Origin of the sequence: Acinetobacter sp. WCHAc060006 (assembly GCF_004209135.1) — a bacterium.
Classification (GTDB): Bacteria; Pseudomonadota; Gammaproteobacteria; order Pseudomonadales; family Moraxellaceae; genus Acinetobacter; species Acinetobacter cumulans.
This window is the reverse complement of record NZ_SGSS01000033.1, coordinates 1-12,308: the sequence shown is the minus strand read 5'-3', so window position 1 is coordinate 12,308 and position 12,308 is coordinate 1. Positions and strand designations below refer to the sequence as shown.

Here is a 12,308-nt window from a genome sequence, read left to right as displayed (position 1 = left end):
CATAAGGATTTCACATCAAAATGTAGCCTATAGCTCTTTATCACATAAAACAATTTTAAAAGGATACCCCCAAGTGGTATCCTTTTAGTTATTGATCCTCAAGGTTTAAGGCGAACATTTCCAGTGTCCTTTCCAGCTGACTCAGTGGGTTTAGTTACCCCACAAAAGTTCTCATTTGAAGAGCCTCTAGAGCTCGAATGCGGTCGAATTCTTCCTCGTTTTGAAATCATGGTTGAAACCTATGGCGAGCTGAACGCAGATAAATCCAATGCGATTTTGATTTGTCATGCACTGTCAGGGCATCATCATGCAGCAGGTTATCATCATGCAGATGATAAAAAAGCCGGATGGTGGGATTCATGTATTGGCCCGGGCAAGGCAATTGATACGTCTAAATTTTTTGTCGTTTCTTTAAATAATATTGGTGGTTGTAATGGCTCAACAGGCCCAACTTCACCCAATCCTGAAAATGACAATCGTCCATACGGACCAGACTTTCCATTGGTCACAGTCCGTGACTGGGTCAAAACCCAAGCTATGCTCTCTGACCGTTTAGGCATCGATACTTGGGATGCTGTTGTGGGTGGATCTTTGGGTGGTATGCAAGCACTACAATGGTCTGTCGATTTCCCAGACCGTTTACGCAAATGTGTGATTATTGCCAGCGCACCAAAATTGTCTGCACAAAACATTGCCTTTAACGAAGTGGCACGTCAGTCTATTTTATCTGATCCAGATTTTCATAATGGTCGCTATTTAGAAAACGACAGCTATCCAAAACGTGGCCTGATTTTGGCGCGTATGGTGGGTCATATTACCTATCTTTCAGAAGAAGCCATGAAGCAAAAATTTGGCCGTGACTTAAAGTCTGGCAAATTTATGTATGGTTTTGATGTCGAATTCCAAGTGGAAAGCTATTTACGTTATCAAGGTGAGCAATTTAGCCGTAACTTTGATGCCAATACTTATTTAATTATGACCAAGGCTTTGGATTACTTTGATCCTTCACGTGAATACGAACAGTCTTTAGTGAAAGCCATGGCCAATCCGAAGTGTAAATTCTTGGTGGTTTCATTTACCACTGACTGGCGTTTCTCACCTTCACGTTCACAAGAAATTGTGGATGCTTTAATCACAAATAATAAGCATGTCAGTTACTTAGATATTGATGCAGAACAAGGTCACGACTCTTTCTTGTTCCCAATTCCGTTGTACGTAAAATCTTTACGTGCCTTCTTAGGTGGTGAACAACACCTCAAAGCAACCACTGTGGAGGCCCTGTAATGCGTATCGATCAACAATTGGCAGAAAAGTGGATTAATCCAGGTTCTCGTGTGCTTGATCTAGGTTGTGGCGATGGCGAACTGCTCGCTCACATGAGTAAAAAACACAATATTCGTGCATACGGCCTCGAAATTGATCAAGAAAAGATTGCAATTGCCGTCAGTCGCGGGTTAAATATCATCCAGCAGGACTTAAATTTAGGTTTAAGTCGCTTTGCCGACCAATCATTTGACTATGTGGTTATGGCACAGGCTTTGCAGGCTGTAGATGCACCTGATGTTTTATTACGTGACATGGTGCGTGTGGGGAAACAAGCCATTATTACATTTCCTAACTTTGCGCATTGGAAGACTCGTTCATTCCTTGCCTTAAAAGGAAAGATGCCTGTTTCAGAGGCTTTACCATATATGTGGTATAACACGCCTAATATTCATTTATGTACTTTCCGAGATTTTGAAGCACTGTGTGCAGAAAATAATATTCGGATTATTAACCGACTTGCCGTAAATGGGGATCAACAAGACAGTTTACTCAGTAAACACCTCCCTAATCTGTTTGGTGAAGTCGCAATATATCGAGTGAGCGCTCTATGAAAAAATTATTACTAAGCACGACGCTACTGGTTGGACTTTTTAGTTTTCAAGCCCATGCAGACTATGTTGCTCCAGCCCCTTCTGTTGCGATGCAAGCTGCACAGTATTCTGTTATGGATATTCATAGCTTAAGTAAAGCGGCCAAAGCAGGCCAAGCCGGTGCACAATTTTACTTAGCAACGAAATACCAAAATGGCAAAGACGTTGCAAAAGATGAGCGCCAAGCCTTTGCTTGGTATAAAGCTGCAGCAGATCAAGGGATTTCAGCAGCACAGCTAAATGTAGGCCGTATGCTTGCAGATGGTATTGGCACCAAAAAAGATGAAGTTCTTGCACGCCAATACTTTGAAAAAGCAGCCAGCCGTGGTGATAACCGTGCCAGCTTTAATTTAGCCGTTATGGAAGAGCAAAAGAAAAACTACATTGGTGCCTACCAGTGGTATGAGCTTTCTACACGTGATGGCATGCTGGACAATAAAGTCATTTCATTGTCTGAAGGTAAAAAAACTGCTTTGGCAGCCAACCTTTCACCAGAACAAATTCGTCAAGCACGTGACCGTGCAGACAAATGGATTCAAGCGCAGTAATCACGCCCTTGAACTAAAAAAAGCGCCTTCGGGCGCTTTTTTTATGTTGGATATATCTAGAATCTATTCGGTGTATTAAGAGAGATCTTTACGCATTTGAATAAACCGTAAGCCACTAGCTTCAATAACCGATGAGACTGCATAAAAGCCAAATGCTTCATACACGGCCTGTGCGCCACAGCTAGAATTGACACTGATATGTTGATTGCCGAGTGCCAACATAGAAGCTTCTGCGTACTGCCACAGTTGCCGACCTATGCCCTGCCGAAGAAAAGACTGAGCTGTAAAAAAGTGGATCAAATGGCCTGAGGTTTTAAACGCAATTACAGCGCAAATGTGCTGAGCTTGCTCATAAACATAATAATGTACAGCACCATCTTGAAGTAGTGCCTCAATCGCAGGCTTTTCAAGTTTTTGTGCGCCTTGTTCATCAAGTGCAAACTGCGGAATATAAGGTGCGATGAGCATTGCAATTTTTGTTGCATCCTCCTGCACAGCGGCACGAATATTTTTTAAATTTTTTTCTGTATTCATTGTTATTGCTCTTTTTATTCACCTGTTAACTGAGTGTCTGAATGCACACCTCTAACTCATCATGCAGATTCAATACCTGAAAACATCGTAAATACGCTAAAATAAGCGATTATTTTTTTTCAATATGAGCACAATACAATGTCTGCTACCGATTGGCTATCTCAAGGCACACTGGTTCTTGCAAGCAATAACAAAGGTAAAATTGCAGAATTTGAAAAAATGTTTGCAGAGCTTAATCTCCCAGTCGAAGTGGTTGCCCAAGGCAAACTGAATATTGAAGATGCAATTGAAGATGGTTTAAGTTTTGTGGAAAATGCCATTATTAAAGCCCGTCATGCATCGCGTATTTCAGGTAAGCCTGCGATTGCAGATGACTCGGGAATTTGCGTACCTGTACTTGGTGGTGCACCGGGTATTTACTCGGCACGTTATGCAGGTGAGCATGGTAATGATGTAGCCAACAATGCAAAACTTTTGGCTGATTTAAAACCATTGCGTAAAAATGATGAAACCATTGAAGGCATGTTTGTTTGTGTATTGGCTTTGGTACAACATGCAGAAGATCCATTGCCGCAAATTTTCCAAGGCATTTGGACAGGTGAGATTTTAGAACAAGCCCAAGGCGAAAATGGCTTTGGCTATGACCCGTTATTTTGGCTACCTGAATTAAATGTTGCGAGTGCTGAGCTGAGTAAAGAAGAAAAAAATAAAATCAGTCACCGCGGTCAAGCGATGAAACTGTTTAAAAACAGCTTGAAATAAATACACTAGGAGATAGTCTATCGTTAAAGGTTATCTCCTAACCTTTTAAATTTAACTACTTCAATAATAATCAATCATAAAAAGAGAACTATATGGCCCTGCATCCGATCCATGGTACTTGCCCGTATTGTCAGCATCCATTTAATGAAACACCCTCTAGATCATTTTTAGGTTTCCAAAAAATCAGTTGCCCCGCATGCAATGAGAATCTGACTTATCCTTTAAGCTCTGGCTTTCGCACCACCTATCGGGTTTTGGTGATGGTTATGATCCTCATACTTCTGGTCAATCTATTGCAAGGCAGAATTGGATTTCCAGGCATTATTGGTATCGCCATGTGTTATGCCCTATTCCGTGATTGGAAGCTCCGCAAAGAACTCAACTTTGATTGAATGCACTGAGTGACGATCGCAGCAGTCATTTTTACTTGTGCTAAGCCATTAAAATTGCATAAAGCAATGCAGTAAAAAGCCGTAGATTGAAATCACTACGGCGCTGACGATCGTGCCCGATGCAATATATTTTGCGGAATGCCCCGTCCCCTGATAATGCGTTTCTAAAGCCACAATATTGGCTGCGGGAGGCAAGCAGAAAAACATAAAAATAACAGCATAAATAAACAGCTGATGTGGAATCGGCAAAAGAACATAGGCCCCGATACAAATCAGTACAGCCAACACCATACGTGCCAGCATGACCATCAGGCTCTGCTGTAAATCATGCCAACCAATGCGAACTTTACTCAGCCACATACCCAGTACACACATGCCTGCAAAGGTCACTAATATTTTGTTGAGTTGATATGCCCACTGCACAATCGGGTGTTGCTCGTATGCGCTCAAATCCCACATTGACAATATTGCAGCACTACTTAACGCGATCACTGGAGGTGAAAGAAGCACATTTTTGCATATAAATCGAAAGTCTTGTTTGCCTGTACTCACCGCCATGACGGCGCAAATATTACCAAACAGTGAGCCACCGATATAAAGTGCAACGATGGTACTGCTGGCATTTGGTCCAAATACAGCTAAAGCAAAAGGAAAGCCTAACCATGCGCCATTTAAATAACTAAAACACAGCGCACGCAATTTATCTTGTTGAACGGCATAAAAAATAGCAAAGAACAATACTGAACTGACAAAGCTTAAGCCAATCAGCCACAAACTGCCCGGCTTATAAAACACCATGTTGTACACAATGAGCGCTGGAATGAGTAATTTGGCCAGCGATGCCGCCAACAATGCGCGAATACTTTGCAGTCGGCTTACGCCCCAATATCCCACTAAAAATGAGAGTAGTGGCAGTATAAGTACCATAGATTGAGTCATCTAAAAGATATCAAGAGTCGCTATGCTAGCACAAATCCTCTTGGTCCTCCCCTTACCAACCCCATGTTGCTCAATGGCAGTTAAGCTGTTTCTTTGAACTGAAACCCAACTGTCACATCCTTGTCATGCAGAACTGTTGCAATGTTTAAAAATAAACGAGGAAGACAAAATGGCTGGATTATCAATTTGGCATGTACTGATATTTGCAATCGTGGTGATTTTATTATTTGGTACATCTAAGCTTAAAAACCTAGGGAAAGACGTCGGTGGCGCAGTCAAAGACTTCAAAAAATCCGTACGCGATGATGAAGCTGAGCAAGCTAAACTACAAGAACCACGTACCATCGATGCCCAAGTCAAAACCCCTGAAAGTTCTGTAAAAAGCTAAGAGAAACACATCATGCTCAATATTGGATTTACTGAGCTGCTGTGCTTTGCCATTATTGCGCTTTTGGTTTTAGGCCCAGAAAAGCTCCCAGAAGGCGCGCGTTTTGCCGCCAAATGGTATGGCAAAATAAAGCGCTTTATTAGCAGTGTGCAAAATGAGATTGATCAAGAATTAAAACTGTCTGAGTTTCGCGCCGAAGTGCAAAAAGAAATCGAACGCATGACTGAACTCGAAAAACGCATGCAACAACAAATTGATGCATTGCGTCAGACTGGAACCGTAGCATCAGCTCAACAGATCAACTCACCCATACCATCTACGCCTTTTTATCCACTCAACACACAAATTCCGAGTCCTTATGCACGCCTGCATCTACAACAGCATTTTAAGGCTTTGGTGCACATGCTCGAGACTCAAACCTCTGCCATTGAATTGAAGATTGCTGTATGAATGAACTGCCCGCGCCCTCAGTGAAAACTGAACACGAACAGCTGGATCAAATGCCAGTCATGCAGCATTTAATTATTCTGCGTAAATATCTCTTTAAAATAGTGGCCGTTACTTTATTGCTATTTTTTTGTTTATTGCCCTTTCGTAATTTCACTTATCAACTGATGTCTGAGCCTTTGCGTCAACAACTTCCTGCATCATCCACCATGATTGCAACCGATGTGACCGCAACATTTATGGCACCATTTAAGTTAAATTTATTTGTGGCACTCATGCTGGCCATGCCCTTTATTATTTATCAACTATGGGCTTTTGTACGCCCAGCCTTATATGAAAAAGAACGACATTTGGCTATGCCCTTATTAATTGGCAGTATTGCTTTATTTTATGTGGGTATTGCGTTTGCCTACTTCATTACCCTACCCGCAATTTTGCATTTTTTTATTAGTGTTTCACCCGAATCCGTCGCGCCCATGACCGACATTAATAGCTATTTAAGCTTCTGTTTAAAGCTATTTTTAGTGTTTGGGCTCACCTTTGAAATTCCCATTATTACTTTGGTCTTGATTTTAATTGGCGTGGTCAGCACCCAAAGTTTAGTGGAAAAACGACGCTTTATTGTGGTGGGATGTTTCTTTGTGGCGATGTTTGCCACACCACCCGATGCACTCTCCATGGTGATGCTGGCCGTGCCGATGTGGATGCTTTTTGAGCTAGGACTCTTACTGGGTAAATTTCTCGAAAAACCGCAAAGCACAGACACATAGTCCATGTGCATACACACTTCAATATTCAATTGACCTTGGCTGAATGCGTCCTTTGTAGAAAGGGCGCATTTTTTTATCTTTTCGTTTTATCTTTAAACTGTCTTCATTCGGTCAAAAAACTGTCATTTCCCCTTCCTACAATCATAAGCGATTTATAGACCGACTTTTATTTAAAAAAACATCGCTTACGGACGTACTATGACAGCCAATACTCAACAGCCAAGCCGCCGTGATTTATTAAAATGGTTTGCAGGGATTCCTTTTTTGCCTTTAGGCGCAATGAGCACAGCAGCAGCCTTATCAGGTTGTAATAGCAGTGATGACAGCACAGCGGTTACGCCACCTGTTAAACCTGTGAATTTTAAAAATGCGACATTTACAGCAATGGCAGCACCCATCACCGTGGCTGAAATGGCCAAAACAGCGGTCAGCTCAAAACTTAAAATTACTTGGGATGATACAACCAGTACAGAATATCAACTGGGTTATAAGAGCTTCTTTGAAACGGGTTCAAAAGTACCTAAATGGGGCGGCGGTGAAATTGTGGCGGGTGGCTATTTTAATGCCCAAGGCCAACCGATTATGGATACTTCATCCCCTACACAAGCAGCACGTCAATTTTTCTCTGACTGCCCAGATGGTTCATCACTGTTAAAATTAGACAATGCCAAAGTCGATGGCGTGACCAATCCTGTATTTCATGTGGTGCAATTTGAATATGCTACCATGAACCAAGCTGGAACAAGTGAATACGGCAATTTACCTTCACCGATTGCGATTTTAACCCTAGACCAAGACCAAAAAACTGGGCATCTTGAGCTGAAGAAATACTTCAACATAGACACAGCACCTGTTCATGGTTTATGGATTACCTGTGGTGCCAGCCTTTCACCTTGGAATACGCATTTATCAAGCGAAGAATATGAACCCGATGCCTTTAACCAAGGTATTGGTGGCCCAAGCCCGACTGGTTTAGGCAAAAACTTCTTTGGCGATGCAAATGCTGCCAAGCCTTATAACTATGGTCATCTACCAGAAGTCATTGTTAATCCAGACGGCAGTGGCAAAATTATTAAACACTATTGTATGGGCCGTATTTCACATGAGCTTGTCCATGTTATGCCTGACAATAAAACCGTGATTATGGGCGACGACTACACCAACGGCGGTTTGTTCATGTTTGTGGCAGATAAAGAAAAAGACCTAAATTCAGGAACTTTATATGTCGCAAAATTTACCAGCTTGCTCAGCAATACCACAACAGGTCAAATCAAATGGATTGAACTGGGTAAAGCAAGCAGTAAAGAAATTGAAGATATGGTGAATGTACAAAACATTCAACCAAGCGACATTATGGAAAGCTATCTTGATACCGACACCAACAAACCTGCGGATCTGAGTGGCTTTACCTCGATTATTTTAGCCAAGAAAAAACTTTGGGTAAAAGTAAAACCGGGCATGGAAAAAGCAGCAGCCTTTTTAGAAACGCATCGTTATGCTGCACTCAAAGGTGCAAGTATGGCATTTACCAAAATGGAAGGCACCACAGTTAACATTAAAGACAAAGTGGCATATTCTGCGTTGGCCAATATTGTGGATTCGATGGTTGAAGGTACAGCAAGCTATAGCGCTACCCACAATGTAAAATTCACAAAAATTCAAGCAGGCGGTATTTTGGCGCACGATCTGAGTGGCGGTCAGTCGACGACCACTGGCATGCCAATTAACAGTGAATGGGTGCCTTACCAATCTAAGTTGCTATTGGCAGGTGAAGACATCACGATAGATAGCATGGGCAACACTGCACATCCTGACAAAATTGCCAGCCCAGACAATCTTAAATTCTCTGAGCAACTCCGTACCCTGTTTATTGGTGAAGATAGTGGCAACCACATCAACAACTATCTTTGGGCGTACAATGTAGAATCACAAAAGCTTGATCGTATCCTATCAACGCCTGCAGGTGCAGAATCAACTGGCTTACATGCAGTAGATTCGATCAACGGTTGGACCTATATTATGAGCAACTTCCAACATCCGGGTGATGAATGGAACCGCTTCTACAAAGTTGATGCTTCGGGTGTACGTACAGGTTTAAGCTTAAGCATGCAAAATGAATTGAATGTAGCCATTGATAAAAGCTACAACCAGAAGTTCAGTGCATCGGTAGGCTATATCACTGCAGATGTATTACCTTCTACTACTAAACCTACAGCAACAAAATAAGATCATGCGATATTAAAAATGCCAGCACATTGCTGGCATTTTTATTGTTCTGATTTAGATCATATTTATAGGGTGGCTTAAGATGAACGAAGTGGCACTTGCAACCTATTGATTTGACCTTGCTGTTCACCTTGCTGAATTTTTTCCAACCATTGCCACTGTTGATGATGCAGACTTAAATAATTGGAGCAACGTGTCCCATACACAGGGCTTTGAATAAAAGTGGACGATAACAACGCTTCCATTTCTGGTTGAATACCTGTATTTGGGAGTTGCTCAAGCACCACTTTGCGCTCATCTTCTAAAATATCCCAAACGGCGTGTTCGATGTCCGCAGTGGGGATTTGAGGCTGCTGCAACATTGGCAAGAGCTCTTGCGTAAAGCGTTTACGTAAATGTCGAGTCTTGACCCAATCTTCCGACATAAGTCCATTCGACACTACATATACCCCTTTTGCTAAGATTTGTGGCGCCTCACCTCGATTGCTCATATAGACAGCTTGCTGGGTATCACCCAAAAATAAATTAAAGCCTGCATACTCACATTGATGCTTTTCCAAGGTCTGTGCAAAGCGAATCGGCGTTTCATTTGAGGCTAAAAATGTTTGTATAAGATGACCGCGCGACGTGGCATATTCAGTTTTGTCTGTGCCATCTCTAAAGTTGGTAATAATGGCCCAGCGCCCTGTAGCCGTCACGCCCATCCATGTTCCACCCGACTGTAAATCTTGTCCTGCCACAATGTGACTTTGTGCCCATACATGCAAAGGCGCTGTAGGACGATGGTAAAATTCGTCACGATTGGAAATTAAACACAGTGGCAAATCATCCAACACTTGCCAAGCAAAGGCCACAATACACATAGTCAAAGTTCATTATCTTTACACATTGAATATACAACATATTTCTATAGATTCCGTTAAAATCTGTGCAAAACAAAATGCTAAGGAGCAGCAATGCTGACCTACCCAAATATCGACCCAGTTGCCGTGTCGCTGGGTCCATTACAAGTCCATTGGTATGGACTGATGTATTTATTGGCCTTTTTATTTGCTTGGGGTCTCGCAACGCACCGCGCCAAACAACGTGATGGCTGGACTTCAGACATGGTATCTGATCTGATTTTTTACGGCGCCTTGGGGGTTGTGATCGGTGGCCGTGTAGGCTATGTCTTCTTTTATGGTTTTGATCAGTTTCTGGCAAATCCACTGTGGCTATTCCAAGTCTGGACTGGAGGCATGAGCTTCCACGGTGGCTTCCTTGGGGTGATGGTGGCCATGCTCCTTTGGTGCAAAAAGTACAAAATGACCTGGTTCCAAACTTTAGACTTTATTGCACCCTGTGTGCCGACTGGTCTGATGTTTGGTCGTATTGGTAATTTTATTGGCGGCGAACTGTATGGCCGTCCTGTACACGATCCAAATTTTGCTTTGGGCATGATCTTCCCAACCGATCCATTACAGTTAGTACGTCATCCATCTCAGCTTTATCAAGCACTGTGTGAAGGCTTAATTTTATTTATCGTGCTGTGGTGGTTCAGTTCTAAACCCCGTCCACGTTTTGCCGTTTCTGCACTGTTCCTCATCGGCTATGGTATTGCACGCTTCGTAGTCGAGTTCTTCCGTGAACCAGACAATGGACAACTCTTTATTGGGTGGATGAGTAAAGGTCAATTCCTTACAGTTCCAATGATCCTCATTGGCCTATGGATGCTATGGTATGCGTACCAGAAAAAAATCTATGATTGGGGCCCGCTCAAAAATAAATAACATCATGATTTAGCATTTTAGCGGAGCTTGAGCTCCGCTTTTTTGTACTGCATTTTTGACCGCATTCTGTGCTAAAGTCTTAGCCTTTCTATCAATCGATACAGTCCAATATGCTTGAGTTTTGGTTTAATCCACAAATTTCGGTGGTCAAAAAATTCCTGATCTTTGCTCTCATTGCCATAGCAACTGCTGTGCTGTATTGGATAGAACCCCTCAAACTTGATGCCATTTTAATGTTCTTAGGCACAGGTATTATTTTTCTGATTTGCCGCTATTGTAAAATTCACTTTGCCAGTAAAAATCCAACAGGACTGTTTTACCGTGTACTGACGTGGATTCCAATTGCATTACTTTTGGCGCTCATTTTTATGAACATGAAAGATGGCGAAATTTTAATTCCAGGCGCACAAGGGATTGGCTTTATGGCCTTGGCGATTTGCCTATTTTCACCATTGTCCTTATTGAATCAAAATCAACCTCCAGAAGCACAGCCCTAATGCTCGAATTTTGGTATTCAAAACGCTGTACGCGTGAAATAAAACTGGTGCTGTGTATCGCTGTCTGTGCCGTGGTGTATTGGGCTTCTCAAATTCAACAATTGACACCCCTATTTGCAGGGTTAAGTTTGGCCATTGGGATCGCCATTCACCTCATGCGAAGCTATGCTCAACAACAAGTGAAAGCTCCAAACCAAGCATTTCATTATTTTAGAATGATTGCTCCTGTCATCGCCCTACTGATCCTTATCAGTCAGCTTCCAACAGCACACCGTGCCATTTTGGCCTTACAGTGCATTTGCTTTAGCGCACTTGCTTTGTTTTTGGTGTCTATTTATGAAAACCGCGCCAAACGCTTTGAGTAGCGTGACGCGGTTAAATTAGATGTTTGCTCAATTTTGCTGAACGGCAGGCGTTATTTATTTAAACGGTAGTATTCATAACGTACATTGGGGTCTTTATACACCGCATAGCCACTTTGCTGAAAGTCCGACACCCAATTTGAACCTGTATATGCCGCAATATGGCCATACACATGCTTTTGCGTACGGTTAATAATATAAATATCGCCTTTTTTAGGACGGTCAAAAGACTGATTAATTCGTTCATAACCAATTTTTTGTAAGGTATTGCCCCAATCTGCTGCTGCTACAGGATGATTATTAAATTTCGCGCCCGCAGACTCCAAAGCAATACGAACACTCTTGGCACATTTTTGCGAGCTGGTTTGTGCAGTTACACCGCGAAGCTTTTGCGCAAATTTATCAATATCAATACGCTGACCATTGTCCGCACCAAAAAGCTTACGTGGTGTATCTTCTTGCGCACTCACACGACTATTACTACGATATGAACGCTTTGGTGCTTGCTGGGATCGGATCACGATTTCTGCCTTGACTGGACCATTTACACTTTGTACGTCAACGCCTTGATCATAAGCCATGTGAAACAACAACCTCTTTTTCAATCCATCTTGATTGAATTTACTACCCTAAACAGCGGCCGATACTACGCCCCTAAACTTAAAATATCATGCCGAAAATGTAAGAAAATTTAAGAAAAGTACTTTAATATCCATTATTTGTATAATTATTAAACAAATTAATTCTAAATATTCACT

General features: G+C 42.1%; 16 protein-coding genes. 12 read left to right on the top strand and 4 right to left on the bottom strand.

The annotated features are described in order from the left end of the window. Window positions 1–123: 123 nt before the first annotated feature. From metX to EXE29_RS14960, 3 genes are read left to right on the top strand one after another with little or no spacing between them, the layout of a single operon-like run. Window positions 124–1,284 carry a homoserine O-succinyltransferase MetX gene (gene metX / locus EXE29_RS14970; RefSeq protein WP_120364959.1) on the top strand — a complete coding sequence of 387 codons (1,161 nt, stop codon included), beginning with the start codon at window positions 124–126 and terminating at the stop codon, window positions 1,282–1,284. Beyond that, window positions 1,284–1,877, top strand: a complete 594-nt coding sequence (gene metW / locus EXE29_RS14965) for a methionine biosynthesis protein MetW (RefSeq protein ID WP_120364958.1) — start codon at window positions 1,284–1,286, stop codon at window positions 1,875–1,877. Before metX ends, metW begins: the two co-directional genes overlap by 1 nt. Next, window positions 1,874–2,464: a tetratricopeptide repeat protein gene (locus EXE29_RS14960; RefSeq protein WP_106985140.1), complete on the top strand. Its 591-nt coding sequence runs from the start codon at window positions 1,874–1,876 to the stop codon at window positions 2,462–2,464. Before metW ends, EXE29_RS14960 begins: the two co-directional genes overlap by 4 nt. Before the next feature lie 75 nt (window positions 2,465–2,539). Here EXE29_RS14960 and EXE29_RS14955 read toward each other — a convergent pair whose 3' ends face one another. Then, entirely contained in the window at window positions 2,540–2,998 is a 459-nt protein-coding gene (locus EXE29_RS14955) for a GNAT family N-acetyltransferase (RefSeq protein ID WP_120364957.1), read from the bottom strand. A gap of 138 nt (window positions 2,999–3,136) precedes the next feature. Here EXE29_RS14955 and rdgB point away from each other — a divergent pair, with 138 nt between their 5' ends. Continuing rightward, window positions 3,137–3,760, top strand: a complete 624-nt coding sequence (gene rdgB / locus EXE29_RS14950; RefSeq protein ID WP_120364956.1) for an RdgB/HAM1 family non-canonical purine NTP pyrophosphatase — start codon at window positions 3,137–3,139, stop codon at window positions 3,758–3,760. A 92-nt stretch (window positions 3,761–3,852) separates the two neighbouring features. Then, window positions 3,853–4,152 (top strand): hypothetical protein, encoded by a 300-nt coding sequence (locus EXE29_RS14945; RefSeq protein WP_130125671.1) that lies wholly within the window; start codon window positions 3,853–3,855, stop codon window positions 4,150–4,152. Between the two features lie 48 nt (window positions 4,153–4,200). Here the strand turns inward: EXE29_RS14945 and EXE29_RS14940 are convergent, their stop codons facing one another. Further along, on the bottom strand, window positions 4,201–5,079 hold the full coding sequence (locus EXE29_RS14940) for an AEC family transporter (RefSeq protein ID WP_120364966.1): 879 nt from the start codon (window positions 5,077–5,079) through the stop codon (window positions 4,201–4,203). Window positions 5,080–5,260: 181 nt separating this feature from the next. Between EXE29_RS14940 and tatA the strand changes: the two genes are divergently transcribed. The 4 genes from tatA (at window position 5,261) to EXE29_RS14920 (ending at window position 8,922) form a co-directional block, all read left to right on the top strand. Beyond that, window positions 5,261–5,479 (top strand): Sec-independent protein translocase subunit TatA, encoded by a 219-nt coding sequence (tatA, locus tag EXE29_RS14935; RefSeq protein WP_106985136.1) that lies wholly within the window; start codon window positions 5,261–5,263, stop codon window positions 5,477–5,479. A 12-nt stretch (window positions 5,480–5,491) separates the two neighbouring features. Beyond that, complete coding sequence (tatB, locus tag EXE29_RS14930) at window positions 5,492–5,929, top strand: Sec-independent protein translocase protein TatB (protein ID WP_120364955.1); 438 nt, start codon at window positions 5,492–5,494, stop codon at window positions 5,927–5,929. Next, window positions 5,926–6,696 carry a twin-arginine translocase subunit TatC gene (gene tatC / locus EXE29_RS14925; protein ID WP_120364954.1) on the top strand — a complete coding sequence of 257 codons (771 nt, stop codon included), beginning with the start codon at window positions 5,926–5,928 and terminating at the stop codon, window positions 6,694–6,696. Before tatB ends, tatC begins: the two co-directional genes overlap by 4 nt. 198 nt (window positions 6,697–6,894) lie before the next feature. Beyond that, window positions 6,895–8,922 carry a PhoX family protein gene (locus tag EXE29_RS14920; protein WP_120364953.1) on the top strand — a complete coding sequence of 676 codons (2,028 nt, stop codon included), beginning with the start codon at window positions 6,895–6,897 and terminating at the stop codon, window positions 8,920–8,922. A 77-nt stretch (window positions 8,923–8,999) separates the two neighbouring features. Here EXE29_RS14920 and EXE29_RS14915 read toward each other — a convergent pair whose 3' ends face one another. Further along, window positions 9,000–9,785 (bottom strand): NRDE family protein, encoded by a 786-nt coding sequence (locus tag EXE29_RS14915; protein WP_120364952.1) that lies wholly within the window; start codon window positions 9,783–9,785, stop codon window positions 9,000–9,002. A 93-nt stretch (window positions 9,786–9,878) separates the two neighbouring features. Here EXE29_RS14915 and lgt point away from each other — a divergent pair, with 93 nt between their 5' ends. The 3 genes from lgt (at window position 9,879) to EXE29_RS14900 (ending at window position 11,553) form a co-directional block, all read left to right on the top strand. Continuing rightward, window positions 9,879–10,691, top strand: a complete 813-nt coding sequence (gene lgt, locus EXE29_RS14910; RefSeq protein ID WP_106985131.1) for a prolipoprotein diacylglyceryl transferase — start codon at window positions 9,879–9,881, stop codon at window positions 10,689–10,691. Between the two features lie 110 nt (window positions 10,692–10,801). Further along, window positions 10,802–11,188 carry a hypothetical protein gene (locus EXE29_RS14905; protein WP_120364951.1) on the top strand — a complete coding sequence of 129 codons (387 nt, stop codon included), beginning with the start codon at window positions 10,802–10,804 and terminating at the stop codon, window positions 11,186–11,188. Next, entirely contained in the window at window positions 11,188–11,553 is a 366-nt protein-coding gene (locus tag EXE29_RS14900; RefSeq protein ID WP_120364950.1) for a hypothetical protein, read from the top strand. Before EXE29_RS14905 ends, EXE29_RS14900 begins: the two co-directional genes overlap by 1 nt. A gap of 50 nt (window positions 11,554–11,603) precedes the next feature. Here EXE29_RS14900 and EXE29_RS14895 read toward each other — a convergent pair whose 3' ends face one another. Beyond that, window positions 11,604–12,131 carry a peptidoglycan amidohydrolase family protein gene (locus EXE29_RS14895; RefSeq protein WP_117006797.1) on the bottom strand — a complete coding sequence of 176 codons (528 nt, stop codon included), beginning with the start codon at window positions 12,129–12,131 and terminating at the stop codon, window positions 11,604–11,606. Between the last annotated feature and the right edge of the window lie 177 nt (window positions 12,132–12,308).

Bases quoted from the DNA above. Each gene is read 5' to 3' on its own strand.
- tatB (WP_120364955.1), top strand. From the start codon at position 5,492: ATGCTCAATATTGGATTTACTGAGCTGCTGTGCTTTGCCATTATTGCG.
- EXE29_RS14945 (WP_130125671.1), top strand. From the start codon at position 3,853: ATGGCCCTGCATCCGATCCATGGTACTTGCCCGTATTGTCAGCATCCA.
- EXE29_RS14895 (WP_117006797.1), bottom strand. From the start codon at position 12,131: ATGGCTTATGATCAAGGCGTTGACGTACAAAGTGTAAATGGTCCAGTC.
- EXE29_RS14940 (WP_120364966.1), bottom strand. From the start codon at position 5,079: ATGGTACTTATACTGCCACTACTCTCATTTTTAGTGGGATATTGGGGC.
- metW (WP_120364958.1), top strand. From the start codon at position 1,284: ATGCGTATCGATCAACAATTGGCAGAAAAGTGGATTAATCCAGGTTCT.
- tatA (WP_106985136.1), top strand. From the start codon at position 5,261: ATGGCTGGATTATCAATTTGGCATGTACTGATATTTGCAATCGTGGTG.
- EXE29_RS14900 (WP_120364950.1), top strand. From the start codon at position 11,188: ATGCTCGAATTTTGGTATTCAAAACGCTGTACGCGTGAAATAAAACTG.
- EXE29_RS14960 (WP_106985140.1), top strand. From the start codon at position 1,874: ATGAAAAAATTATTACTAAGCACGACGCTACTGGTTGGACTTTTTAGT.
- EXE29_RS14955 (WP_120364957.1), bottom strand. From the start codon at position 2,998: ATGAATACAGAAAAAAATTTAAAAAATATTCGTGCCGCTGTGCAGGAG.
- EXE29_RS14905 (WP_120364951.1), top strand. From the start codon at position 10,802: ATGCTTGAGTTTTGGTTTAATCCACAAATTTCGGTGGTCAAAAAATTC.
- tatC (WP_120364954.1), top strand. From the start codon at position 5,926: ATGAATGAACTGCCCGCGCCCTCAGTGAAAACTGAACACGAACAGCTG.
- EXE29_RS14915 (WP_120364952.1), bottom strand. From the start codon at position 9,785: ATGTGTATTGTGGCCTTTGCTTGGCAAGTGTTGGATGATTTGCCACTG.
- lgt (WP_106985131.1), top strand. From the start codon at position 9,879: ATGCTGACCTACCCAAATATCGACCCAGTTGCCGTGTCGCTGGGTCCA.
- rdgB (WP_120364956.1), top strand. From the start codon at position 3,137: ATGTCTGCTACCGATTGGCTATCTCAAGGCACACTGGTTCTTGCAAGC.
- EXE29_RS14920 (WP_120364953.1), top strand. From the start codon at position 6,895: ATGACAGCCAATACTCAACAGCCAAGCCGCCGTGATTTATTAAAATGG.